At 38.4% G+C, this 25281-nt stretch carries 24 protein-coding genes and 1 other annotated feature; of the genes, 16 read left to right on the forward strand and 8 right to left on the reverse strand.

Annotation, left to right across the window (positions count from 1 at the left end; translation table 11 throughout):
• Window positions 1-131 precede the first annotated feature (131 nt).
• From ffh to QM928_RS04810, 3 genes are read right to left on the reverse strand one after another with little or no spacing between them, the layout of a single operon-like run.
• Entirely contained in the window at window positions 132-1697 is a 1566-nt protein-coding gene (ffh, locus tag QM928_RS04800) for a signal recognition particle protein (RefSeq protein WP_414294635.1), read from the reverse strand.
• Between the two features lie 20 nt (window positions 1698-1717).
• Complete coding sequence (locus tag QM928_RS04805) at window positions 1718-1933, reverse strand: 2-oxoglutarate:acceptor oxidoreductase (RefSeq protein ID WP_414294636.1); 216 nt, start codon at window positions 1931-1933, stop codon at window positions 1718-1720.
• A gap of 2 nt (window positions 1934-1935) precedes the next feature.
• Window positions 1936-2268: a putative DNA-binding protein gene (locus tag QM928_RS04810; RefSeq protein ID WP_049503199.1), complete on the reverse strand. Its 333-nt coding sequence runs from the start codon at window positions 2266-2268 to the stop codon at window positions 1936-1938.
• 153 nt (window positions 2269-2421) lie between these two features.
• On the opposite strand from QM928_RS04810, the gene rnc reads away from it, so the two are divergent.
• The 6 genes from rnc to ftsY all read left to right on the forward strand — a co-directional run bounded on the left by rnc (window position 2422) and on the right by ftsY (window position 10613).
• Window positions 2422-3120, forward strand: a complete 699-nt coding sequence (gene rnc, locus QM928_RS04815) for a ribonuclease III (protein ID WP_414294637.1) — start codon at window positions 2422-2424, stop codon at window positions 3118-3120.
• Window positions 3111-6650, forward strand: a complete 3540-nt coding sequence (gene smc / locus QM928_RS04820) for a chromosome segregation protein SMC (RefSeq protein WP_414294638.1) — start codon at window positions 3111-3113, stop codon at window positions 6648-6650. The genes rnc and smc overlap by 10 nt, the downstream gene beginning before the upstream one ends.
• A gap of 88 nt (window positions 6651-6738) precedes the next feature.
• Window positions 6739-7398 carry a trimeric intracellular cation channel family protein gene (locus tag QM928_RS04825; protein ID WP_414294639.1) on the forward strand — a complete coding sequence of 220 codons (660 nt, stop codon included), beginning with the start codon at window positions 6739-6741 and terminating at the stop codon, window positions 7396-7398.
• 147 nt (window positions 7399-7545) lie between these two features.
• On the forward strand, window positions 7546-8337 hold the full coding sequence (locus tag QM928_RS04830; protein WP_180364496.1) for a Cof-type HAD-IIB family hydrolase: 792 nt from the start codon (window positions 7546-7548) through the stop codon (window positions 8335-8337).
• Window positions 8337-9155 (forward strand): Cof-type HAD-IIB family hydrolase, encoded by an 819-nt coding sequence (locus QM928_RS04835; protein ID WP_414294640.1) that lies wholly within the window; start codon window positions 8337-8339, stop codon window positions 9153-9155. The genes QM928_RS04830 and QM928_RS04835 overlap by 1 nt, the downstream gene beginning before the upstream one ends.
• Before the next feature lie 3 nt (window positions 9156-9158).
• Window positions 9159-10613, forward strand: a complete 1455-nt coding sequence (gene ftsY / locus QM928_RS04840) for a signal recognition particle-docking protein FtsY (protein ID WP_414294641.1) — start codon at window positions 9159-9161, stop codon at window positions 10611-10613.
• 39 nt (window positions 10614-10652) lie between these two features.
• On the opposite strand, the gene zwf is transcribed toward ftsY, so the two are convergent.
• The 3 genes from zwf to QM928_RS04855 form a co-directional block, all read right to left on the reverse strand.
• Window positions 10653-12140 (reverse strand): glucose-6-phosphate dehydrogenase, encoded by a 1488-nt coding sequence (gene zwf, locus QM928_RS04845; RefSeq protein WP_315639273.1) that lies wholly within the window; start codon window positions 12138-12140, stop codon window positions 10653-10655.
• A 445-nt stretch (window positions 12141-12585) separates the two neighbouring features.
• Entirely contained in the window at window positions 12586-13326 is a 741-nt protein-coding gene (locus QM928_RS04850) for an amino acid ABC transporter ATP-binding protein (protein ID WP_049503260.1), read from the reverse strand.
• A complete protein-coding gene (locus tag QM928_RS04855; protein WP_414294642.1) occupies window positions 13326-15500 on the reverse strand; it encodes an ABC transporter substrate-binding protein/permease in 2175 nt (724 codons plus the stop codon). Before QM928_RS04855 ends, QM928_RS04850 begins: the two co-directional genes overlap by 1 nt.
• Window positions 15501-15680: 180 nt before the next feature.
• Between QM928_RS04855 and uvrB the strand changes: the two genes are divergently transcribed.
• The 6 genes from uvrB to QM928_RS04885 all read left to right on the forward strand — a co-directional run bounded on the left by uvrB (window position 15681) and on the right by QM928_RS04885 (window position 20764).
• On the forward strand, window positions 15681-17669 hold the full coding sequence (gene uvrB, locus QM928_RS04860; RefSeq protein ID WP_414294643.1) for an excinuclease ABC subunit UvrB: 1989 nt from the start codon (window positions 15681-15683) through the stop codon (window positions 17667-17669).
• A 33-nt stretch (window positions 17670-17702) separates the two neighbouring features.
• Complete coding sequence (locus tag QM928_RS04865) at window positions 17703-18704, forward strand: acyltransferase (RefSeq protein ID WP_414294644.1); 1002 nt, start codon at window positions 17703-17705, stop codon at window positions 18702-18704.
• A gap of 94 nt (window positions 18705-18798) precedes the next feature.
• Window positions 18799-19347: a hypothetical protein gene (locus QM928_RS04870; RefSeq protein ID WP_414294645.1), complete on the forward strand. Its 549-nt coding sequence runs from the start codon at window positions 18799-18801 to the stop codon at window positions 19345-19347.
• Window positions 19319-19843 (forward strand): hypothetical protein, encoded by a 525-nt coding sequence (locus QM928_RS04875; RefSeq protein ID WP_241768492.1) that lies wholly within the window; start codon window positions 19319-19321, stop codon window positions 19841-19843. Before QM928_RS04870 ends, QM928_RS04875 begins: the two co-directional genes overlap by 29 nt.
• On the forward strand, window positions 19840-20274 hold the full coding sequence (locus QM928_RS04880; RefSeq protein WP_045763321.1) for a hypothetical protein: 435 nt from the start codon (window positions 19840-19842) through the stop codon (window positions 20272-20274). The genes QM928_RS04875 and QM928_RS04880 overlap by 4 nt, the downstream gene beginning before the upstream one ends.
• Window positions 20275-20296: 22 nt before the next feature.
• On the forward strand, window positions 20297-20764 hold the full coding sequence (locus QM928_RS04885) for an 8-oxo-dGTP diphosphatase (protein WP_281334993.1): 468 nt from the start codon (window positions 20297-20299) through the stop codon (window positions 20762-20764).
• Here QM928_RS04885 and QM928_RS04890 read toward each other — a convergent pair.
• Together QM928_RS04890 and QM928_RS04895 are read right to left on the reverse strand one after the other, a co-directional pair.
• A complete protein-coding gene (locus QM928_RS04890) occupies window positions 20761-21276 on the reverse strand; it encodes a transcription repressor NadR (protein WP_281334992.1) in 516 nt (171 codons plus the stop codon). The two genes, QM928_RS04885 and QM928_RS04890, sit on opposite strands and share 4 nt — an antisense overlap.
• A gap of 18 nt (window positions 21277-21294) precedes the next feature.
• Window positions 21295-21822 carry an ECF transporter S component gene (locus QM928_RS04895; RefSeq protein ID WP_414294646.1) on the reverse strand — a complete coding sequence of 176 codons (528 nt, stop codon included), beginning with the start codon at window positions 21820-21822 and terminating at the stop codon, window positions 21295-21297.
• 176 nt (window positions 21823-21998) lie between these two features.
• Window positions 21999-22134, forward strand: a sequence feature (ribosomal protein L10 leader region).
• A gap of 38 nt (window positions 22135-22172) precedes the next feature.
• Here QM928_RS04895 and rplJ point away from each other — a divergent pair.
• The 4 genes from rplJ to QM928_RS04915 all read left to right on the forward strand — a co-directional run bounded on the left by rplJ (window position 22173) and on the right by QM928_RS04915 (window position 25212).
• Complete coding sequence (gene rplJ / locus QM928_RS04900; protein ID WP_314043182.1) at window positions 22173-22673, forward strand: 50S ribosomal protein L10; 501 nt, start codon at window positions 22173-22175, stop codon at window positions 22671-22673.
• A 76-nt stretch (window positions 22674-22749) separates the two neighbouring features.
• Complete coding sequence (gene rplL / locus QM928_RS04905) at window positions 22750-23115, forward strand: 50S ribosomal protein L7/L12 (protein ID WP_001196968.1); 366 nt, start codon at window positions 22750-22752, stop codon at window positions 23113-23115.
• 324 nt (window positions 23116-23439) lie between these two features.
• A complete protein-coding gene (locus QM928_RS04910) occupies window positions 23440-23763 on the forward strand; it encodes a DUF2185 domain-containing protein (RefSeq protein ID WP_371607661.1) in 324 nt (107 codons plus the stop codon).
• 804 nt (window positions 23764-24567) lie between these two features.
• On the forward strand, window positions 24568-25212 hold the full coding sequence (locus QM928_RS04915; RefSeq protein ID WP_315639263.1) for an Imm26 family immunity protein: 645 nt from the start codon (window positions 24568-24570) through the stop codon (window positions 25210-25212).
• Window positions 25213-25281 lie beyond the last annotated feature (69 nt).

Consider the following 25281-nt stretch of genomic DNA (forward strand, 5'->3'; position numbering starts at 1 on the left):
CATATGAATCTTTCTAATGAGTTGTTTTGTCGCTTTTCATTATAGGTCATATGGGACTTTTTTTCTACAACAAAATAGGCTCCATAATATCTATAGGGGATTTACCCACTACAAATATTATAGAGCCCCTTTTATTTGCGTTTTTTCTTAGCTTTTTTCATTTTATTAGCCATGCGTTTCATGGATTGCTTCATAGCAAATTCACCGATTTTACCCTTGAGACCTCCACCGAACATCTGGCTCATATCAGGCATTCCTGCTCCTCCAAGAGATGACAAGTCAGGCATACCACCTTGTCCCATCATACCTTCAAGGGCTGACATATCCATACCACCAGGTATATTTTTAGGAAGGTTGTTAGGGTTGATGCCCATCTGTTTCATCATCTTGTTCATGTCACCAGACATGACACCTTGCATGAGTTGTTTAGCTTGGTTGAAGTCCTTGATGAACTTGTTGACTTCGATAAAGGTATTACCAGAACCGGCAGCGATACGACGACGGCGACTTGGAGTAAGTAAGTCTGGGTTTTCACGTTCTTCAGGAGTCATAGAAGAGACGATGGCACGTTTGCGAGCAATTTGTTTTTCATCCACCTTCATATTTTGAAGGGCAGGATTGTTGGCCATGCCAGGAATCATCTTGAGCAAATCTTCCATTGGACCCATATTTTGCACCTGATCCAACTGATCGATGAAATCGTTGAAATCAAAGGTGTTTTCACGCATCTTTTCAGCCATTTCAAGTGCTTTTTGCTCATCGTATTCTTGGGAAGCTTTCTCGATCAGAGTTAGCATATCTCCCATACCGAGAATACGGCTGGCCATACGGTCAGGGTGGAAGGTTTCAATGTCAGTAATCTTTTCACCTGTACCAGTGAATTTGATTGGTTTTCCAGTGATGTGGCGAACAGAAAGGGCAGCACCACCACGAGTATCCCCGTCAATCTTGGTAAGGATGACACCGGTAACTTCTAGTTGAGCGTTAAATTCACGCGCAACGTTTGCAGCTTCCTGACCGATCATGGCATCGATGACCAAGAGAATCTCATTTGGTTGAGCAAGTGCTTTTACATCACGGAGCTCATTCATGAGAAGTTCGTCAATTTGCAAACGACCTGCCGTATCGATCAAAATATAGTCGTTATGGTTGGCTTTGGCTTGCTCCAAACCTTGGCGAACAATCTCAACTGCAGGAACTTCAGTACTAAGAGCAAATACGGGAACATCAATCTGTTGTCCAAGTGTTTTCAACTGGTCAATGGCAGCAGGACGATAGATGTCGGCTGCAATCATCAAAGGACGAGCATCCTCTTCCTTTTTAAGTTTGTTAGCAAGTTTGCCTGCAAAAGTTGTTTTACCAGCCCCCTGCAAACCGACCATCATGATAATGGTTGGGATTTTTGGTGACTTGATAATCTCAGCTGTGTCTGAACCAAGGACTTCTGTCAATTCTTCATTGACAATCTTGATGATTTGTTGGGCTGGATTGAGGGTGTCAATGACTTCATGACCGACCGCACGTTCACGAACCTTTTTGATAAAATCCTTAACCACAGGCAAAGCAACGTCGGCTTCTAAAAGAGCCAGACGAATTTCTTTGGTTGCTTCTTGGATATCGCTCTCTGTAATTTTTCCTTTTTTACGAAGATTTTTAAAGACGTTCTGCAAACGTTCTGTTAAATTTTCAAATGCCATTTTTTTCTCCTATTATTAAATCAATTCGGTGGAAATCGTCCAAAATCTTGTAAAGAGACAAGTTCTTCTGGGGTGACTTCTTTCATTATTTCAGTTGGATAACCCCAACAGCTAAAACCTATTTGCATAGCTTTGGAGATATCATTGGGCGAGATAATCTGTAGTCGAGTAGGAAATGGTTCCTCTGCAGCTAATAGTTTGCAAGGTATTCCTTTATAGACAACAAGATTTTCCATGATTACTCCCTATTATCAATACTGGTCAAAATCTCAATTTGCTCTTGTAGAAAACTGTCTTCTGGGTAGCGCTCCAAAATCTGGTCAAAAATCTGACCGCGAACAATGTAATCAGAGTACATATGGAGCTTCATCTCATAGTCTTCCAGAATCTTTTCAGTTCGTTTGATATTATCATAAACGGCCTGGCGACTGACACCGAATTCTTCAGCAATTTCAGCCAAACTATAGTCGTCTGCATAGTAGAGTTCGATATAGTTCATTTGTTTATCAGTCAAAAGGGCTGCATAAAATTCAAACAGAGCATTCATTCGATTGGTTTTTTCAATTTCCATAAGATTTATTATACCAAAAAAAAGCTCAATCCGCTAGCTAGGGACTGATTTTAGCTAGAAGTTAGAAAATGAGCTTTTCACTGTTCTTTTCTGACTATGAAGGCTTTTTTTGATATAATGGATAGGATTATAATGATTTAGAAAGAGGTAATCATGAAAGAATTAGAATCAGTGTTACAAGACCGTTTTGAGCTTGTTTTTACAGATAAAAGCTTACTTGAAACAGCTTTTACCCATACCAGTTATGCCAATGAGCACCGCCTCTTAAAAATTTCACACAACGAACGCTTGGAATTTTTAGGAGACGCTGTTCTGCAATTATTAATTTCAGAATATCTGTTTAAAAAATACCCTAAAAAACCAGAAGGGGACTTGTCAAAATTCCGTGCCATGATTGTCCGTGAGGAGAGTTTGGCTGGTTTTGCCCGTGATTGTCAGTTTGACCAGTTTATCAAGCTTGGTAAGGGGGAGGAAAAATCTGGTGGCCGTAACCGAGACACGATCTTGGGAGACGCCTTTGAAGCCTTTTTGGGTGCTCTGCTTTTAGACAAGGATATAAAGACTGTAAAAACCTTTATCTACCAAGTCATGATTCCTAAGGTTGAAGCTGGCGATTTTGAGATGATCAAGGATTATAAGACTCACCTGCAAGAATTGCTCCAAGTTAATGGAGATGTTGATATTCGTTATCAGGTGATTTCAGAGATTGGGCCAGCCCATGATAAGATGTTTGAGGTTGAAGTCCTTGTTGAGGGACAAAGTCTAGGTTCAGGTAAAGGACGCTCTAAAAAATTGGCCGAGCAGGAAGCCGCTAAAAATGCAGTTGAGAAAGGGCTGGATTCATGTATTTAAAGGAAATTGAGATCCAAGGGTTTAAGTCCTTTGCTGACAAGACCAAGGTTGTTTTTGACCAAGGGGTGACGGCGGTTGTAGGACCAAATGGCTCTGGGAAATCAAATATCACTGAAAGCCTCCGTTGGGCACTTGGTGAATCTAGTGTCAAGAGTCTGCGTGGTGGGAAGATGCCTGATGTCATCTTTGCAGGAACAGAAAGTCGGAAACCTCTAAACTACGCTTCTGTTATTGTTACTTTGGATAACCAAGATGGCTTTATCAAGGATGCAAGCCAGGAAATCAAAGTTGAACGTCATATCTATCGTAGTGGAGATAGTGAGTACAAGATAGACGGGAAAAAAGTTCGTCTCCGTGATATTCATGACCTTTTCTTAGATACTGGTCTCGGACGTGATTCTTTCTCCATCATTTCCCAAGGGAAGGTCGAAGAAATCTTTAACTCTAAACCTGAGGAACGTCGCGCTATTTTTGAAGAAGCGGCTGGAGTTTTGAAGTATAAAACTCGACGTAAAGAGACGGAAAGTAAGCTTCAACAAACCCAAGACAACTTGGATCGTTTAGAAGATATCATTTATGAGTTAGATAATCAAATCAAACCATTAGAAAAGCAAGCAGCAACAGCTAGAAAATTTATAGAATTAGACGGTCAGCGTAAAGCCATCTACTTGGATGTTTTAGTTGCACAAATTCAAGCCAATAAGGCTGAATTGGATCTAACAGAAGAAGAATTAAACCAAGTTCAAGAACTTTTAACCAGTTATTATCAAAAACGTCAAAACTTAGAAGAAGAAAATCAAACTCTCAAGAAGAAACGGCATGATTTACAGGCTGAGATGGCAAAAGACCAGTCAAGCTTGATGGATTTGACTAGTTTAATAAGTGATTTAGAACGTAAGTTAGCTTTGTCTAAACTAGAAACTGAGCAGGTTGCTCTCAATCAACAAGAGGCACAGGCTCGTTTGGCTAGTTTGGACGAAAAGAGAAATGTTCTCATTCAAGAGAGGGAAGAAAAAGAAACAAATCTCAGTCAGTTAGAAGCAAATCTAGCAGTTAATACCAAGGAGCTCAATCGTTTAGAAGCTGAGTTGTTAGCTTTTTCTGATGATCCAGACCAAATGATTGAGCAATTGCGTGAACGTTTCGTAGCTTTCTTGCAGGAAGAAGCGGATGTGTCTAACCAGCTGACACGTATTGAAAATGACCTTGAAAATAGTCGCCAACAGACTCAAAAGCAAGAAGAACAATTGGAGTCCTTGAAGGAACAATTAGCTTCTGCTAAGTCTAAGGCAAGTGAACAAGAGGCTGATCTAAAATCAGCAAAAGAAAAAGTACAGACCTTGCTTGCTGACTATCATACGAATGCTAAACAGGAAGAAGAACAAAAGCAGGCTTATCAAAGTCAGCAAAATCAACTTTTTGACCGTCTAGATAGTCTGAAAAACAAGCAGGCCAGGGCGCAAAGTCTGGAAAACATTCTTAAAAATCATAGTAATTTCTATGCAGGTGTTAAGAGTGTTCTACAAGAAAAAAATCGCCTGGGCGGTATTGTCGGAGCGGTCAGTGAACATTTAACTTTTGATGTTCGTTATCAGACAGCCCTCGAAATTGCCCTTGGTGCAAGTAGCCAACATATCATCGTTGAAGATGAACAGGCTGCGACTAAGGCTATCGACTTCCTTAAACGAAATCGAGCTGGTCGTGCGACTTTCCTACCTTTGACAACTATTAAGGCTCGTAGCATTTCAGATCAGAACCAAGATGTGATTGCCTCAAGTCCAGGTTTTCTTGGAATGGCAGATGAATTGGTTACTTTTGATGCAAAGCATGAAGCTATTTTTAAAAACCTGCTAGCTACCACAGCAATCTTTGATACGGTAGAGCATGCGCGTGATGCGGCTCGTAAGGTGCGCTATCAAGTTCGGATGGTAACTCTCGATGGAACAGAGCTACGAACAGGTGGTTCTTATGCTGGTGGTGCTAATCGTCAAAATAACAGCATTTTCATCAAGCCTGAATTAGAGCAGCTGCAAAAAGAAATCGCTCAAGAAGAAAAACTTCTTCGTCAAGAGGAAGAAAATCTGAAATCTGTTCAAGAAGGCTTGACAGCCCTCAGTCAAACTTTGGAGACTATTAAGTCTCAAGGAGAGCAAGCTCGTATAGAGGAGCAGGGCTTATATCTTGCTTATCAACAAACTTGCCAGCAAGTCAAAGAATTCGAAACACTTCTAGATCTTCAGGAAAAAGAATTAAACAATCTCAGAGGTGGAGATTGGCAAACTGAAAAAGAAAAATGCCAAGAACGTCTTTCGATCATTGCAACTGAAAAGCAAAAGCTAGAATCAGAAATTGAAGAAATCAAGTCCAATAAAAATGCGATTCAAGAACGTTATCAAAGCTTGCAGGATAAACTTTCTCAAGAACGTCTGCTCAAAACAGAAATGATAGGACAAAAACGTTACGAAGTTGCAGATATTGAACGGATTAACAAAGAACTTGAGAACCTCAATATCGAGCAAGATGAAATCGAACGCCTTCTCCAAGAAAAGGTAGACAATCTTGAAAAGGTTGATACAGAACTTTTGGCCAAGCAGGAAGCAGAAGCCAAGAGTCAGAAGGAAGAAATTCAACAAGGGCTCATTCGTAAGCAGTTTGAACTGGATGATATTGAAGGACAGTTGGATGATATAGCCAGTCATTTAGAACAAGCTCGTCAGCAAAATGAAGAATGGATTCGTAAGCAAACACGTGCAGAAGCAACTAAAGAGAAGATTACGGACCGCCTTCGCTATCTTCAAGGTCAACTGACTGAAGAATACCAGATTAGTTATACTGAAGCGTTAGAACAAGCCAACCAATTGGAAGATTTAGCTATGGCTGAACAAGAGGTCAAGGATTTAGAAAAATCTATCCGTTCACTTGGTCCAGTCAATCTTGATGCCATTGAACAGTTTGACGAAGTTCACGAACGCTTGGAATTCTTAAATAGTCAGCGTGATGACATTCTTTCTGCCAAAAATCTTCTTCTTGAAACCATTACAGAGATGAACGATGAAGTGAAGGAACGATTTAAATCAACATTCGAAGCTATTCGTGAGTCCTTTAAGGTGACCTTTAAGCAGATGTTCGGTGGTGGCCAAGCAGACCTAATCCTGACCGAGGGTGATTTATTGACAGCAGGTGTTGAAATCTCTGTGCAACCACCAGGCAAGAAAATCCAATCTCTCAATCTCATGAGTGGTGGAGAGAAGGCCTTGTCAGCTCTGGCTTTGCTCTTCTCAATCATTCGGGTCAAGACCATTCCATTTGTTATCTTGGATGAAGTAGAAGCTGCACTCGATGAAGCAAACGTTAAACGCTTTGGGGATTATCTCAACCGATTTGACAAGGATAGCCAGTTTATCGTTGTTACCCACCGTAAGGGAACCATGGCAGCAGCAGACTCTATCTATGGGGTGACCATGCAAGAATCTGGTGTTTCTAAGATTGTATCTGTTAAACTAAAAGATTTAGAAAATATGGATGCTTAGTTTGTTTTCGATACAACATTTCAAGCTAAAGTATTTAGAATGACCTTCAAGAAGTCGGAGGGTTACAAAAATAAATTGAGGAGCTTATATGGATTTCGATCTATTCCTAATGATCTGTAATTATATTGGGACTATAGCCTTCGCGGCTTCAGGAGCCATCAAAGGATTTGGTAAACGATTAGATATTTTTGGAATTAGTTTATTGGCAATTGTAACGGCAGTAGGCGGAGGGATTTTGAGAGATTCTATTATCAGTCGTTTTCCTTCCTCTCTTGCTGATCCCAGCCCGATTTATGTCTCTATCCTTGTAGTGGTTATCATGTATGTCTTTGTAACTTCAAAACAGGCCAATGCTAGTCATGAAAAAAAGTTCTATAAGTGGTTGAGAGAAGCTTACCTCATCTTTGATTCGATTGGGTTAATTATCTTCTCTCTAATCGGAGCCACAGCCTTAGTGGATAGTAAGCTAAATTTGATGTCTGCAGGGATTTTGGCCTGTTTAACGGGTGCAGGTGGTGGAATTATCCGAGACCTCCTGATCAATGAAGTACCAAGTGTTCTAAAAGAAGATATTTATGCCCTTCTATCTTTCGTAATTGGAGTTATTTATTATTGGTTGGCCTTTGTCCTTCACTTTCCAAGAATCACTGTCTTTATCATTGTTTCTATTGTTGGTTTTGTGATTCGACTCTGCATCATTAAATTCCGACTCTCTTTGCCAAATATGGATAAGAGAACCTTGAATTGATGAATGGCTGAAAGTTTGATTCTAAACCCGTAAATAAGTTTAAAATAGTCATTTTATCAGCGTCTAATCTCATGTGGATTAGGCGTTATTTACTTTTTCTATGGTATAATAGAAGGTAGATTTATTAATTGGAGTATGAAGAATTTTATGATTAAATTAGTAGCAACGGATATGGACGGTACTTTTTTGGATGGTGCCGGTCAATTTGATATGGAGCGTCTGAAAAAGTTGCTCCATTCTTATCAAGAAAAAGGAATCTACTTTGCTGTTGCATCTGGTCGTGGGCTTTTGTCACTTGAAAAGCATTTTGCGGATGTTAAAGATGAGATTATTTTCATTGCTGAAAATGGGAGTCTCGTTCGTTTCCATGGAGAGGACCTTTATGAAGCAACCATGCCTCGTGATTTTTACCTATCAACATTTGAAAAGCTAAAGACTTCACCATATTTTGATGAGAAAAAGATGCTCTTGACCGGTAAGAAGGCTTGCTATGTCTTAGATACAGTAGATGAAATCTATCTTATGTTTAGCCATCATTACAATGAAAATATCAAAAAAGTAGCCAGACTAGAAGATATTACCGATGAGATTTTCAAATTCACAACTAACTTTACTGAAGAAACGGTTGACGCTGGAGAAGCTTGGGTCAATGAACATGTTCCTGGAGTCAAGGCTATGACGACAGGCTTTGAATCCATTGACATCGTTTTAGACCATGTTGACAAGGGAGTTGCTATTGTTGAATTGGCTAAGAAATTGAATCTAGATATGGATCAAGTGATGGCCTTTGGTGATAATCTAAATGATCTTCACATGATGCAAGTGGTTGGGCACCCAGTGGCACCTGAAAATGCACGTCCAGAGATTTTAGAATTAGCTGAAACTGTTATTGGACACCACAAGGACCAATCAGTTATCGCTTATATGGAGGAATTGTAATGGCAGATATTAAATTAATTGCTTTGGACTTAGATGGAACCTTGCTGACGACAGACAAGAAATTGACGGATCGTACCAAGGCAACTTTAAAGGCTGCGCGTGATCAGGGTGTCAAAGTGGTACTAACAACTGGGCGTCCCCTCAAAGCTATGGATTTCTTCCTCAAAGAGCTCGGAACAGACGGTCATGAGGATGAATATACCATTACTTTTAATGGAGGATTGGTTCAGAAAAATACAGGTGAAATCCTCGATAAGACAGTATTCTCTATTGATGATGTGACACGTATTTACGAGGAAACTGAAAAACTAGGCATTCCTTTAGATGCCATTTCAGAAGGTACAGTTTACCAAATCCAATCAGATCAAGAAAGTCTTTACGCCAAGTTTAACCCTGTTTTAAACTTTGTTCCAATTGACTTTGAAGATTTGTCTAGTCAAATGACCTACAACAAATGTGTGACCGCTTTTGCTCAAGAACCACTGGATGCCGCAATTGCTAATATTTCACCAGACTTGTTTAACAATTATGAAATTTTTAAATCTCGCGACATGCTTTTGGAATGGTCACCAAAGAACGTTCATAAGGCTACTGGATTAGCTAAATTGATCGACCATCTAGGAATTGACCAAAGTCAAGTGATGGCTTGTGGAGATGAGGCCAATGACCTTTCCATGATTGAATGGGCAGGACTCGGAGTTGCTATGCAAAATGCTGTGCCTGAGGTCAAGGAAGTTGCAAATGTAGTAACCCCTATGACCAATGACGAGGAAGCTGTTGCCTGGGCCATTGAAAAATATGTACTGAAGGAGAACTAAAGAATGGGATTATTTGACCGTTTATTTGGGAGAAAAGAAGAACCAAAAATCGAAGAAGTCGTTAAAGAAGCTTTGGAAAACTTGGATCTGACAGAGCCTAGCGAGGAAGTTGAAGCACTTGGAACTGAAGAAGTTGAAGTGAAAAATACTGAGGAAATCGACCAAAGTTCAGAAGTTGAGGAAACTTATTCTAAAGAAGCTAGTGAGTCTGCAGAACCAGTAGCAGAAACTATTCTAGAGACAGTTGAAGCAGAAACCGCCCCTCAGAAAGAAGAGACTCAGTTTGAAGAGGAAACTGAGTGTCATTGTTGTCAGGAAGAGTCAGAGTCAACAGAAGTTGAAGAAACTGAAGACAGCTCTCAAGAAGTAGTTGAGTTTGTTGCAGAAGAACCTGAGTCACCAGTCGAAGAAGTACCTTCAAGTGATAGCGACGATGAAGAAGCTAATCAAGCTCAATCAGACGAAACGGAAGCAGACACTTCTCAAGAAGTGGAAGAAGATCTAGTAATCGAAGAAATTCCTCAAGTCCAAGAGACTGTACAGGAAAAATATGACCGTAGTCTCAAGAAAACTCGTACGGGATTTGGTGCTCGTTTGAATGCCTTCTTTGCTAACTTCCGCTCTGTTGATGAAGAATTCTTCGAAGAACTAGAAGAACTCTTAATCATGAGTGACGTTGGTGTACAGGTAGCTTCAAACTTAACAGAAGAGCTACGTTACGAAGCTAAACTTGAAAACGCCAAGAAACCAGATGCCCTCCGTCGTGTGATCATTGAAAAATTGGTAGAGCTCTACGAAAAAGATGGACAATACAATGAAAGCATTAACTTCCAAGATGGTTTGACAGTTATGCTCTTTGTAGGTGTCAATGGAGTCGGCAAAACAACATCTATTGGTAAGCTTGCTCACCGTTACAAACAAGCTGGCAAGAAAGTCATGCTGGTTGCTGCAGACACCTTCCGTGCTGGTGCAGTTGCTCAATTAGCTGAATGGGGACGTCGTGTGGATGTTCCAGTGGTTACAGGACCAGAAAAAGCTGATCCAGCCAGTGTTGTCTTTGATGGGATGGAACGAGCAGTAGCAGAAGGTGTTGATATTCTCATGATTGATACAGCTGGCCGTTTACAAAACAAGGAAAACTTGATGGCAGAGTTGGAAAAAATTGGTCGCATCATTAAACGTGTCGTTCCAGAAGCTCCACATGAAACCTTCCTAGCTCTGGATGCCTCAACAGGACAAAACGCTCTTGTACAAGCCAAAGAGTTTTCAAAAATTACGCCTGTTACAGGAATTGTCTTAACCAAAATTGATGGAACTGCCCGAGGTGGTGTCGTTCTTGCTATTCGTGAAGAACTGAATATCCCTGTTAAGTTAATTGGTTTTGGTGAAAAAATCGATGATATCGGTGAATTCAATTCTGAGAACTTTATGAAAGGCCTTCTAGAAGGTTTGATATAAAAGAAAATCCTGCAAGAATTCTTGCAGGATTGTTTTTGATTATTCTAATCGACCATCCTTACGATAGGCGATATCTGGTTGCCAAGTCCACTCAGCTCCGTATTTTTCAAGGAGTTCAAAGCTAGCTTGAGGTCCCATGCTACCAGCCTTGTAGTCATGGAGTGGAGCACCGTTTTCAGCCCAAAGCTTTTCAATACGGTCAATCAATTTCCATGAGGCACTCACTTCATCCCAATGGCTAAAGTTAGTTGAATTATTGTTCAAAACATCATAGATCAGTTTTTCATATGGATCTGGTGAAGCACCTGTAGCAGTCGCATCTGTTCGATAGTCAAGAGAATTTGGCGCAAGGCTAAACTCTTCTCCGACCTTTTTACCGTTAAGACTGAGAGAGAATCCTTCAGTTGGTTGGATGTAGATAGTAAGCACATTCGGTGCTAGTGGCTCTCCGAAAATGGAATCCATTTGCTTGAAGACAATGTTCACGTGTGTTCCTTTTTCGGTGAGGCGTTTCCCTGTACGGAAGAAGAAAGGTACATCACGGAAGCGATCAGTATTTACAAAGAAGGCACCTGATGCAAAGGTTTCTGTCATAGATTCAGGGTTAACATTTGGTTCACTACGGTAAGAGATGTATTTCATGCCATCAACTTTACCAGAACGATATTGACCACGGATGAATTGTTCTTTGAGTTCCTCATCTGTAGGGTGGTAAAGATTTTTAAAGACTTTGATTTTCTCTGCGCGAATATCATCCTTTGTAAAGCTTGCTGGCTTGTCCATAGCAAGGAGTGAAAGAAGTTGGAGAGTGTGGTTTTGAACCATGTCTCGAAGGGCACCAGACTCATCATAGTAGCCACCACGTTCTTCAACACCGAGACGCTCTGCAAAGGTAATCTGTACGTTATCGATGTGCTCACGATTCCAAACATTTTCAAAAATCATATTGGCAAAGCGAATGGCAAAAATACTTTGAATCATTTCCTTACCGAGATAGTGGTCGATACGATAGATTTGCTCTTCGTTAAAAGTAGCTAGGAGTTCTTCGTTTAGTTTGCTTGCAGTCTCATAGTCTGTTCCAAAAGGTTTCTCAACGATCAAACGTTCAAAGCCTTTACCGTCAACAATCTGCTCTGATTTGAGGTGTTTGGCGATGGTACCAAAGAACTGAGGTGCCATTGAGAGGAAGAAGAGTTTGTTGTGCTCAGTCTGATATTTTTCGTTTAATTCAGCCTGAAGCTTGCGTAGTTCGATGTAGTGCTCAGTATCATTAACATCGTGGCTTTGATAGTAAAAATGACTCGCAAATGCTTGAGCTTCTTCCACACTATCTGCCAAGTCTAAAATAGATTCGACAACGACAGATTCGAAATACTCCTTACTCCAAGGTCTACGAGCAGTTCCAATAACAGCAAAATGATCAGAAAGATTACCTGATTTATAAAGTCTAAAAAGTGAAGGGTAGAGCTTACGTTTGGCCAAATCCCCACTTGCACCGAAAATTGTAACAATAACTTTTGATGACATCTAGCTACCTAATTTCTATTTTGTTTCCTAGTTAAACTAGGCATGAGGAATCCCCATTTTCATATTTTTTATTTTATCATAATTTTCTAAAAAATCCAAAAATCCAATACGTCTATATTAAGAGTCTGGGCAAAAACTTAATTTCATACTCTTCTAAAATCTCTTCAAACCACGTCAGCGTCGCCTTACCGTATATATGTTACTGACTTCGTCAGTTCTATTTACAACCTCAAAACAGTGTTTTGAGCTGACTTCGTCAGTTCTATCTACAACCTCAAAGCAGTGCTTTGAGCGACCTGCGGCTATCTTTCTAGTTTGTTCTTTGATTTTCATTGAGTATTAGGAGCAACCGAAGTAAATCTGTCTACAATAAAACGCATAATATCAAGCTTTTAACACCTGATACAATGCGTTTTTTTGAATATAAAGACTTTTAGCCCTGTCTCTAGGCGTTTAGAACCTTGTCTAAAAATTCTTTAAGACGCGGATGTTGTGGGTTATCAAAGATTTGGTCAGGTGTTCCGTCCTCGAGGAATTCACCGTCAGCAGTAAAGATCACACGATTGGCAACCTTGCGGGCAAATCCCATTTCGTGGGTTACGATGATCATAGTCATGCCTTGTTCAGCCAATTCCTTCATAACGTTAAGAACGTCGCCGACCATCTCAGGGTCAAGGGCAGAAGTTGGTTCGTCAAAGAGCATGATATCAGGGTTCATGGCTAGACCGCGAGCGATAGCCACACGTTGTTTTTGTCCACCTGATAGGCTTTCAGGGTTTGCATTAGCTTTATCAGCCAATCCAACTTTTTCAAGGAGTTCCATTCCCAATTTTTCAGCTTCAGCCTTAGTCATCAACTTATGCTCTACTGGAGCGAAAGTGATATTTTCTAATACCGTCATGTGTGGGAAAAGATTGAAGTGCTGGAAAACCATTCCGACATTTTCACGAACGTGGTCCACGTTGGTTGCTTTATCCGTCAAATCATAACCATTAACCGTGATATGACCTTTTGTACCTTCCTCAAGGAGATTCAAGCTACGCAAGAAAGTTGATTTACCTGAACCAGAAGGCCCTATGATACAAACAACATCTCCTTCGTAGAATTTTGCTGAGATTCCTTTAAGGACTTTGTTTTTACCATATTGTTTATGTAAATTATCAACATCGATTTTTAATTTAGCCATTATTGAATCCTCTTTTCTAAGCGTTTTGCAAGTCTAGTAAGAAGAGTGATAATCACAAGATAGAAGACTGCGAGAATTGCATACATTTTGAAACTTTGGTAGTTACGGGCGATGATAATCTTACCAGTCTGGAAGAGCTCTACTAGCCCGATTGCAGATACAATGGTTGTATCTTTAAGTGCGATAACAAATTGGTTGACGAAGTTTGGAAGCATGAGTTTGGTTGCTTGTGGCAAGACAATCTTACGCATGGTTTTACTGTATGAGATTCCAAGACTTCGACTAGCTTCCATTTGTCCGATAGGAACAGCCTTAATACCACCACGAACAATTTCAGCGATGTAGGCAGCTGAGTTTAGCGAGAGGGCGATTGTACCAGCGACAAAGTCATTGATTGGACTCTGTTGGCCTGTAAGAGATTCAATAAAGTTAGGAACTCCCCAGAAGATAAAGGCTGCAAGAATCATCAATGGAATACCACGAATCACATCGACAAAGATTTCTGAAATAAGACGAAGTGATTTATAAGGACTAACGCTAAACATACCAAAGATAATCCCGATAACAATCGCAATTGCAAAGGAAATCAAAGCTAGAGAAAGGGTAATTCCAAGTCCACTTAGGAGTTGTTTATAGTTGTTTTTCAACAAGCCCCAGATAGTAGTTTCGTCAACAGTTGATGATTCACTTGTTGAATCAGTTGCAAGGTATTTATCAAGAATCTTTTGGAATTCACCACTTGCTTTAAGATTTGCAAGACCGTTGTTAAACATTTCAATCAATTCAGGATTGCTTCCCTTTTTAACTGCAAAAGCAGTTTCACCGATTGGAGTACCTTCGATTGGTGTTTTTAATTTTTGCCCTTGACTGATAGAGTATTTAAGAACTGGTTCGTCATCCATCACAGCGTCAATTGAACCAGTGTTCAAGCTGTCATACATAGATGAACCGTCTGCAAAGGTTTTAATTTTATAACCGTATTTGCTTTGATTTTCCGTTAGGAAGGTTTGAGAGGCCGTGCCGTTTTTAACACCAACTGTTTTACCATTCAAATCTTCATAAGAAGAAATGGTACTTGATTCCTTAACTCCAAGAATCGTATTAGCTGTATAGTAAGAATCAGAGAAATCAAAGGTTTCTTTACGAGCGTCTGTAACAGACATACCAGCAATCATACCATCAGCTTGACCAGATTGAACTGCGTTAATAGCAGCGTCAAATCCTGGGTTGGTGATTTCAATTTCAAAACCTTGGTCTTCGGCAATAGCCTTGATCAAGTCCATATCAATACCAGTGTACTGGTTGCTTGAGTTTTGGAAAACGAATGGTGCGAATGAAGAATCACTAGCGATAACGTATTTTGATTTGACTGGAGTAGCTTTTTGACCTGCGCTTGTAGTTGAAGTGAGAGAAGTCACTTGTGAACTAGTTTTAGAAGAGTTTGTCCATTTATTGATAATTTTGTCCAAGCTACCATCTTTTTTCATCTGAGCTAAAGCTTCGTTAAATTCTGTAACTAGGTATTCGTACTTGCTGCCTTTTTTAACACCGAAAGCAAAGCTTCCAACGGCTTCTCCGTCCATGTTGATACTGAGATCTTGCCCTTGGTTAATAGCGTACTCGATGACTGGTTTGTCATCCATGATGGCATTTACAGCCCCTGTACTGAGACTGTTATTCATCAAATCACCAGTATCAAAGGTTTTGATAGTGAAACCATATTTATCTTTGATGCTTTCTAGGAAACGTTGTGCGGCAGTACCGTTTTTAACACCAACAGTTTTACCACTGAGTTCTTCATACTTAGTGATTTTGTTAGATTTAGTCGTTGCGATGACAACTTTTGTATCATAGTAAGTATCAGACATGGTAAAGACGTTTTCACGTTCTTTGGTTTTTGTCATACCAGCCATGATCGCATCTGCTTGCCCTGCTTGGACCGCATTTACAGCAGCATCAAAGCCTGGATAAGACATTTGGATATTCCATCCTTTTATCTCAGCGACTTTATTGATGATGTCGACATCAATTCCTTTATAAGTCTGGTCTGTATCTTTAAACTCAAAGGGTGCATAAGCAGTATCACTAACAATCTTGATAGTGTCCGCATTAGCATAGCCTAAAGAGAATAAGGGAAATAAAAATAATAAAAATGCAAGGATTTTTTTCTTCATGTTTAGTCTCCTTTTTAGAATATTTACCCATTATAGCAGAAAATAAAAAAGTTGGCAAATATTTAGTGTTTTTATGTAAGAAGATATGACATAAGATGCCGGGTGGCAAGAAGTTGAGAATCGGTAAGTCGATCCTTTTTATGGTAAAATAGAAGGATAGAAAATGTGTATGAGGCAATTATGATCAATAGAATTACAGACAACAAATTTAAACTTGTATCCAAATACCAACCATCTGGGGATCAACCGCAAGCTATCGAACAGTTGGTAGATAATATCGAGGGTGGAGAAAAGGCTCAAATCCTGATGGGGGCGACTGGTACAGGAAAGACCTATACCATGAGCCAGGTGATTTCCAAAGTTAATAAACCAACTCTAGTCATCGCCCACAATAAGACCCTAGCAGGCCAGCTCTATGGGGAGTTCAAAGAATTTTTCCCAGAAAATGCAGTTGAGTACTTCGTATCTTACTATGATTACTACCAGCCAGAGGCCTATGTGCCGTCGAGCGATACCTACATCGAAAAAGATAGTTCAGTCAACGATGAGATTGATAAACTTCGTCACTCCGCTACATCAGCGCTCTTAGAGCGTAACGATGTCATCGTTGTAGCATCTGTATCTTGTATCTATGGTTTGGGTTCGCCTAAGGAATACGCTGATAGCGTCGTAAGTCTGCGTCCGGGTCTTGAGATTTCTCGAGATAAACTGCTCAATGATTTGGTTGATATTCAGTTCGAGCGCAACGACATTGATTTCCAACGGGGAAGATTCCGTGTGCGTGGGGATGTAGTGGAGATTTTCCCAGCCTCTCGTGATGAGCATGCCTTTCGCGTAGAGTTTTTCGGCGATGAGATTGATCGCATCCGTGAAGTCGAAGCTTTAACTGGTCAAGTTCTGGGCGAAGTGGATCATTTGGCGATTTTCCCAGCGACTCACTTTGTGACCAATGATGACCACATGGAAGTAGCTATTGCAAAGATTCAGGCCGAGTTGGAGGAGCAGTTAGCTATCTTTGAGAAGGAAGGCAAACTCCTTGAAGCGCAACGCTTGAAACAACGAACAGAATACGATATTGAGATGCTTCGTGAGATGGGCTATACAAACGGCGTTGAAAACTATTCCCGTCACATGGATGGACGGAGCGAAGGAGAGCCTCCTTATACTCTTCTTGACTTCTTCCCAGATGATTTTTTGATTATGATAGATGAGAGTCACATGACCATGGGGCAGATCAAGGGAATGTACAATGGTGACCGTTCGCGCAAGGAAATGTTGGTTAATTATGGTTTCCGTTTGCCATCTGCCTTGGATAATCGTCCCCTTCGTCGTGAAGAGTTTGAAAGTCATGTGCATCAGATTGTTTATGTTTCAGCGACACCTGGTGATTACGAGATGGAACAAACTGACACCGTGATTGAACAAATCATCCGTCCAACAGGTCTTTTGGATCCTGAGGTAGAAGTGCGTCCAACCATGGGACAGATTGATGACCTCTTGGGGGAAATCAATGCCCGAGTTGAAAAGAACGAGCGCACCTTTATTACTACCTTGACCAAGAAAATGGCAGAAGATTTGACGGATTACTTCAAGGAAATGGGGATCAAAGTCAAGTACATGCACTCGGATATCAAGACCTTGGAACGTACGGAGATTATCCGAGATTTACGATTAGGAGTCTTTGATGTCTTGGTCGGAATCAACCTCCTTCGTGAAGGGATTGACGTTCCTGAAGTGAGTTTAGTTGCCATTCTCGATGCCGATAAGGAAGGCTTCCTCCGAAACGAACGTGGTCTCATTCAGACCATTGGTCGTGCTGCCCGTAATAGCGAGGGACATGTAATCATGTATGCGGACACTATGACTCAGTCTATGCAAAAAGCCATCGATGAAACGGCTCGCCGCCGTAAAATCCAGATGGCTTACAATGAAGAGCATGGCATCGTCCCACAAACTATTAAGAAGGAAATCCGTGATCTTATTTCTGTTACCAAAACTGTGGCTAAAGAAGAGGACAAGGAAGTCGATATCAATAGCCTTAACAAACAAGAACGCAAAGAATTAGTCAAGAAACTGGAAAAACAAATGCAAGAAGCCGTCGAAGTGCTTGACTTTGAACTGGCAGCTCAGATTCGTGATATGATGTTGGAAGTCAAGGCGTTGGATTGAGAAGTTATATAAATAGTGTGGAAAGGTATATTAATGAAAAATAGACATCTAGGAATTGAAGCTTGTAGAATTTTAGCAATGCTGATGATTTGCAATCTACATGTTCTGGGCATGGGAGGAATTTTAGAAAAAGTTGCCATTCAAAAGAATTTTTATTATATTTTTGCAAATTATTTAGAAGCATTTTCTTACTCGGCAGTAAATATTTATATTTTAATCAGTGGCTATGTCGGACTTCATTCTAAATTTAGTTATAAAAAAATGTTTAGTTTTTGGTTGCAAATCATTTTTTATACGATTTCAATCACATTAATATTCGCACTTTTTTCAAAGTCATCCGTTACGCTAAGCGATTGGCTCTCTGCTTTTACGCCAATTAGCCATGGTCAATACTGGTATATGAGTTGTTATTTTGGTTTAATGTTAGTGGCTCCATTTTTAAATCAAGCTATATTAACCATAAAACAAGCATTGTTATTACCTTTTGTTAGTGGTGGATTTGTATATTTTTCGATTATTCCAACAATATTTAAACAAGATTCGTTAGGATTGTGGGGTGGATATAGTGTTTTATGGATGATACTCCTTTATATGATAGGAGCTATCATCAATAAATTAGACTTTGAAAATCGTTTTAAAGCCTGGCAAGTTGCTGGAATGATTATCTTACTGACAAGTTTAACTTTTCTATTGCACAGTCTTGGCTATGAACAGTGGAGAAGTTATATATCTCCAACAGTAATTCTTCAAGGAATATCAATATTTCTACTATTTTTAAGTCTCAAAAATCTTCCATTAACTTTGAAAAAAATAGTTTTAACATTATCTCCATTAACATTAGGAGTATATTTGTTTCATGTTCACCCTCTGATTTTTAGAAGGATTTTACCCAACATTTATTCTTTAGTTGACGGACAGAAATTCGTTATATTTGTCACGATCATTCTCTTAATGACACTTCTAATATTTATTGTAGGTGCATTTATTGAATATTTAAGAAAAAAACTATTTATATATATTTCTGGTAAATTATAAGATCAAAAATTATTCCCTAACGATAAAAAACTTGTATTAAATAGGTTGAATGTATATCTGTTTATGATGAATTAGAAGGAGAGAGAAGAAACGATTGAGAAAGAATGTTAGTGCACACAAAAAGCATTCTAAATCAAATCGAAAGATTGGTTTACTAGACCGCATGAATCTGTGGTTTGTGCAACATTCAACAATTGCCTGGATCCTTGATGCAAGCGTTCTGTTCTTTTCTGCTCTAGGAATATTATGTCTATTGTACGGGACAACCTTTATTCCAAGTCCCTATCGGGAACCGCATTATAGTTTTCCACTTTATTTAAATATCGTTCTTTTGGTGAATGCATCTTATCATACTTTCCTTCGTAACTTTAGGAAAGACTGGATTTCCTTGCGAAATTTTGCAGAAGTGTTTTTATATTCTAACGGAATTGCTTGTGTATTACAGTTAACGATTGGGATGACCTCTAAAAGAGGAAGAAGACTACTTCCGATATGGGCATTAGACTATCGCTATATCTGGTTTCCCCTCGTTACTTATTTCATTTTCTTTCTAGTGCCTATTGTGACAATTATAATTTCCAAGTATATTGAAAAGAAAAAGAGAAAAGAAGAAAATGGGAAAAATACAATCAAATCAAAGTAACAAAAGAAAGTCAAATACAAAAAAGAATCACCCAAGAAAAGAAAGTTTTCAGCTTTGGCTAGATTCTCATAAAATTATAGGTTTTTTCCTGATCCTTGCTCTCATCTTAGGAATAGGACTAGGTGTTACCCTTGTTTTTAAACTTCTTCCTATTCCGTCTCCATACCGAGATATCAACTATAGTTTTCCAATATATATAAATCTTTTTTGTCTGGTGTATCGATTATTTGACTATTGGTTCCTAGACTTGTCTAAGACAAGGATGACAATAAAAAGATATGCAGATTTATTTATCTATCTTAATAGTATTGGTTTAATAGTTCATCTCTTTATTGGTATTGGCGGGAAAAATAGTAAAGGAATTTTACCTCCCCTCTTATCCCTAGATCACCGCTACATCTGGTTTCCTATTGCAACTTATCTGATCTTTTTCAGTTTGGCATCTATTATAACTCTAGTAATGAAATATATTGAAAAGAAAAGGAGTCAATCATGATGAAACATCTAACTGTATTTAGGTTTATTTATCTTTTGTGCCTGGTATTTGTACTGCTTCATTTTATCTTAGGGCTTTTTGGTTTAGCCTTTACACCGGTCTTGTGGAATTTCTGGTTCTTTGGTCTTTGTTTAACCCTATTTATCCATCCGTGGACTATCTTTTATAAATCTAGAATCTTTCAATGGCATCATCTGATTTTTCAAGCTCTCAGTGGATTCGTTGCTCTCATAATCTGGTTTATGATATTTTTATTTTTCTCCACGGTTCCAGATTCATCTATGCCTATCAATTTAGACTACTATGTGATTAGGGAAAAAAATGAAATAAGAATCATCAGAGGATTCTTACTCCATGAAATTCATGAATATCATGACTTAGTTAATCCTTTGATTATGAAGTCTAAAGTTAAGTATGTAGAAAAAAATTAAACATTAGAAAGTGAGTCTATGTATGTCTCGAGCACAATTAACCATTCTAACTAATATTTGTCTAATAGAAGACCTTGAAAATCAGCGCGTGGTTATGCAGTATCGATCGCCTGAAACCAACCGCTGGTCTGGCTATGCCTTTCCAGGAGGTCATGTTGAAAATGGAGAAGCATTCGCTGAATCTGTTATTCGTGAAATTTACGAGGAAACAGGTCTGACGATTCAAAATCCTCAACTTGTCGGCATTAAAAATTGGCCTTTAGATTCGGGTGAACGCTATATTGTCTTTTGTTATAAGGCGACTGAGTTTTCTGGAAGGCTTCGTTCTTCGGATGAAGGAGAAGTCTCCTGGGTGCAAAAAGACCAGATTCCAAACTTGGATCTGGCCTATGATATGTTACCCTTGATGGAGATGATGGAAGCTCCTGATAAGTCAGAATTTTTCTATCGTCACCGTACAGAAGATGGATGGGAAAAGAAAATATTCTAATCCTTTACTAAATAACCTAGCTGGTCCAAGGCCTTCTCGATATAGAGAAGGTCTTGTTCGTTTTCAGCTTCGACTAGGTGATAATGGACGCCATCTGTTAATTCAGAAAGTGGTCTAAAGTCAGATCTTTCGACTTGCTCTAAAAAATGCTGAACGTCACGGCGACAAGAGAGTTTGAGCAAGGTTTCAATTTCACCGTAGACAGGATGATCAATCAAGGTATTCTGAACACGTCCCCCATTATCGACGATAGCTAGAAGTTCTTGACCAATTTCTTCCATCTCGTGCTTAACTTTAAACAGTTTGTGAACATAAGGATTGGTTTTATTCTCTTTATAAATATAGCCACGATTGGTTGATAAGATCGGAGCACCATCAGCACGTAGAACAGCAATGTCCTGAACGATAATCTGACGGGTTACATGAAAACGGTCTGCTAAAGTTTGACCATTTAGAGGTTTTTGAGACTCCTTTAACAGTTGTAAAAGTGCTTCTTTTCGATTTTTTGTCATATTCTTCTCTCTTAACGCTTAACGGCGTTTTCTCAATGCTTTATAAACAGCCAAGGCTAAGTAATAGTCTACCATACTATGGATAATAGTACCAAATCCAACTAATACAAACAAGACATAGAACATATTTTTTAAGTCAGTTCCAGTACTAGCATAAAAGATCATACAAGCCAAAACTTCAGCAATAGCATGAATCAAACCAAGTACAAAGTTAAAAATCAATGAAGATTTCTTATTGTCCAAGGTTTGAGGATGTTTTTGAAGATAGAAAGCACCCAGACTTCCAAAGAATATGTGGGAAAAGGCGCGAAGTACAATGACAATCGGATACCCAGCCATGAGAAATCCTAAACTAGAAGCTATAATAACAAAGATAGCCATCCATGGCGAGAGAAACATGGCGATAAAAATAGCAACGTGACTTCCTAAAGTGTAGGAAGCGGGAGGAATGACAATTTTAAAGGGCATCACCAAAGGAATCAAAATAGCGATAGCTGTTAGCAATGCGGTTAAGGTCATGAATTGTGTTTTCTTTTGTGTATTCATAATAACTCCTTTTAACTGTATATACAGTTGTATAGTACAATAAAAAATCAAACAAGTCAAGAACTAAAATTGATTTTTGATGAGATTATCTTGAAATAAGGTTAAAAAATAAATAAAATTTTTTAAAAATAAGCAAAAAACTCTTGCACTAAACAAAGTAGTATGGTATACTTATATACGGTTTGAAAAAACTGCCTAAGACAGTAGGGGAGCTTGACTCATAAATATCCTACCGAGGACAAAACGTATCATGTAAAAAGAAGCGTATTGTACTTTCGTGTCTAGGTTTGGGCGCGTTTTTCTTTTGGAAAAATTCCCCAAGCAAAATAATTACGGAGGTGAACACACTAATGAGTGAAGCAATTATTGCTAAAAAAGCGGAACTAGTTGACGTAGTAGCTGAGAAAATGAAAGCTGCTGCATCAATCGTCGTTGTAGACGCTCGTGGTTTGACAGTTGAACAAGATACAGTTCTTCGTCGTGAGCTTCGTGGAAGCGAAGTTGAGTATAAAGTTATCAAAAACTCAATCTTACGTCGTGCAGCTGAAAAAGCTGGTCTTGAAGATCTTGCATCTGTTTTTGTTGGACCATCTGCAGTAGCATTTTCTAACGAAGATGTTATCGCACCAGCGAAAATCTTGAACGACTTTGCTAAAACTGCTGACGCACTTGAAATCAAGGGTGGTGCAATCGAAGGCGCTGTCGCATCAAAAGAAGAAATCGTTGCTCTTGCAACTCTTCCAAACCGCGAAGGACTTCTTTCTATGCTCCTTTCTGTACTTCAAGCGCCAGTGCGCAACGTTGCTCTTGCAGTCAAAGCGGTTGCAGAAAGCAAAGAAGACGCAGCTTAATCTTAAGCTACGCAGCGTAGCCTAGCTACGAAAAAAATAAAAAACTAATTTTAAAACTTATTTGGAGGAAATAACAATGGCATTGAACATTGAAAACATTATTGCTGAAATTAAAGAAGCTTCAATCCTTGAATTGAACGACCTTGTAAAAGCTATCGAAGAAGAATTTGGTGTAACTGCAGCTGCTCCTGTAGCTGTAGCTGCTGCTGGTGGTGCTGAAGAAGCTGCTAAAGATTCATTTGACGTTGAATTGACAGCTGCAGGCGACAAGAAAGTCGGCGTTATCAAAGTTGTACGTGAAATCACAGGTCTTGGTCTTAAAGAAGCTAAAGAACTTGTTGATGGTGCACCAGGTGTCATCAAAGAAGGCGTTGCAGCTGCAGAAGCTGAAGAAATCAAAGCTAAATTGGAAGAAGCAGGAGCTTCAGTTACTCTTAAATAATAGAGTTTCCATGAAAAATGACCGAAGCTTAGGCTTCGGTTTTTTTATTGGTTGGGATATATAGTGAAATGAAATAGAATCTGAACAAATTTACCAGAGCAGTTAAGTCAATTTTTAGCATTTTTTAGAATTCACAGTGTACAGTTTTGTATAGTAGATTGAATTTAGAATAGTACGTTATGGATTCTAAGAAATCAATTTGACTTTCCTAACCTCTTTGTTCACATCTTATTTCAATCCACTATATAAAAGGTGATGGGTTTGAGTAGTTTGTCTTGTCTGATTCAAGTTAAGAACTAGCTAACATAAATAGAGGTTATAAATGTGAGTAATAAAGGAATGGGATTAGGCGCTTCAATAGTATCTAATAATATTTTAGAAAATAAGGCCAATATAAAATGGATATTACGCGAGAACAGTGTTAATGAGTTAGATAACGGATGGCGTTTTTTATCCGAAATAGATACAGAAGAATATCTATCACATGCTGAAAATATGTCGATATGTGACTGGAGTACAATTCTTGAAATAGAACCAGCAGTATTATCAATTTTTAACATGCCTATTGGAACAGAACTCATACTTATTTACGAAGGTGAGAAGAAGTATTTCATAGATTCAAGTAGTGGTCAAAAATTATCTTACTAGGGTATTGAAACTGACTTCATCTACTTACGATTTCATAGAATGATGAGTGCTATGAAGCGAAAATAGATACTATATAGATTTGGTCTAACCATATCTGAGAAATATTCCTACTAAAGGATAAGTTTGAGAGAAAGCTGAACTTGACAATTGAAGCACAAGCTATTATGATAGTCAGAGAACGGTTTTAAATATTAAAACATCAGATAATTAGCAGGAATGATGATTGGAATATAAAAATTAGAGTTGTGATGATAGTTAATCTTAAAGAAAAACAAGTATAATTTTTCCAATCCCAATTGCAAATCTACAAAGCCACTAGCCAGTGTTTTTTTGACATAAAAGGAACAACACAATTTTAAAATAGAGTTTCAATGGTCCTTCTTATAGCTCTTAGTTTCCAATGATTATGTTCTTTAGCATTGAAGTAAAGGTATCCCAAAATGGTAACTTTTCTGCTTAAACTAATCTCCGAGTTCATAACTAAAACTCATTTAAAATTAAAAAGAGCAGAAATGTTTACTTTGACAACAAATATATTCTAGTTCTTTGTTAGAAATTCTTTCTTTACTTTCCTAAAATACTGTAAGATTCATTGATTAGTTGGTAATTTCTAAGTTAATAACTGGATTAGGATATTTATTAAGTAGCCTGTCACCAAAAAATGTACTTTGATTTCAATGGAGTGTTAATAGAAAATCCAATTGGTAACTCAAATAAATTGAATAAGATCAACAGCATTAGTCAAAAAATAAATTTCATGATGAGGCTATTATGTGGGCTCAAAATAATAAATAGGAGGAGACTATGATTTTTAATAATTTGATAAAAGAAAGAAGAGATAAAAAAATTAATAGTCTTCCAAAAGAAGTACAAAGAAAATTAAAAAAGTTTGAAGAGCTTGATTCGAGTGATTATCAACTCCAAGTAATAAAACCTAGTAATGATTTGCCTAAAGAAGGGGATCTGTTTGTTTTATCCCCCAAAAAAGGATATTATTTTTTGGGGAAAGTTATGGAATCAAACATTGAATCAAGCAATAGCCTGATGAGTGTAAGCCATGTTGTCGTAATATTTTCAACATGTTTTAATACTATGGATATAGAAACATTTAAACCTAACTATCATGAATTGTTGACGGATCCTTTTATTGTCAGTAATCAATATTGGGAAAAAGGTTACTTTTACGTAATTAAACATTCTCCTCTCAGTGAAGAAGAGAAAAAACTGGAGATAGGATTCTATAAGATTCATCCTTTAGGAGATTCATTTTATACTTCAAGTGGAGAGCGTTTAGAACATGAACCTCAGATTTTAGGAATGTACGGACTTTGTACAATTACAGGAGTAGCTGCTGAGATTAACCGTTCATTAATTATGAATCCATCTATCATTCCTAATTTTGTATTAAAGAATGATAATCTGTCTACAAAAAAATTGATAGTTTCATAAAAAATGATGAAGGTATAATTACGATAGATATTGGAGATAAACTGGTTAGAGAAATTTCAAATTATATTG

The organism is Streptococcus infantis, from assembly GCF_047460405.1.
Taxonomy (GTDB): Bacteria; Bacillota; Bacilli; order Lactobacillales; family Streptococcaceae; genus Streptococcus; species Streptococcus infantis_Q.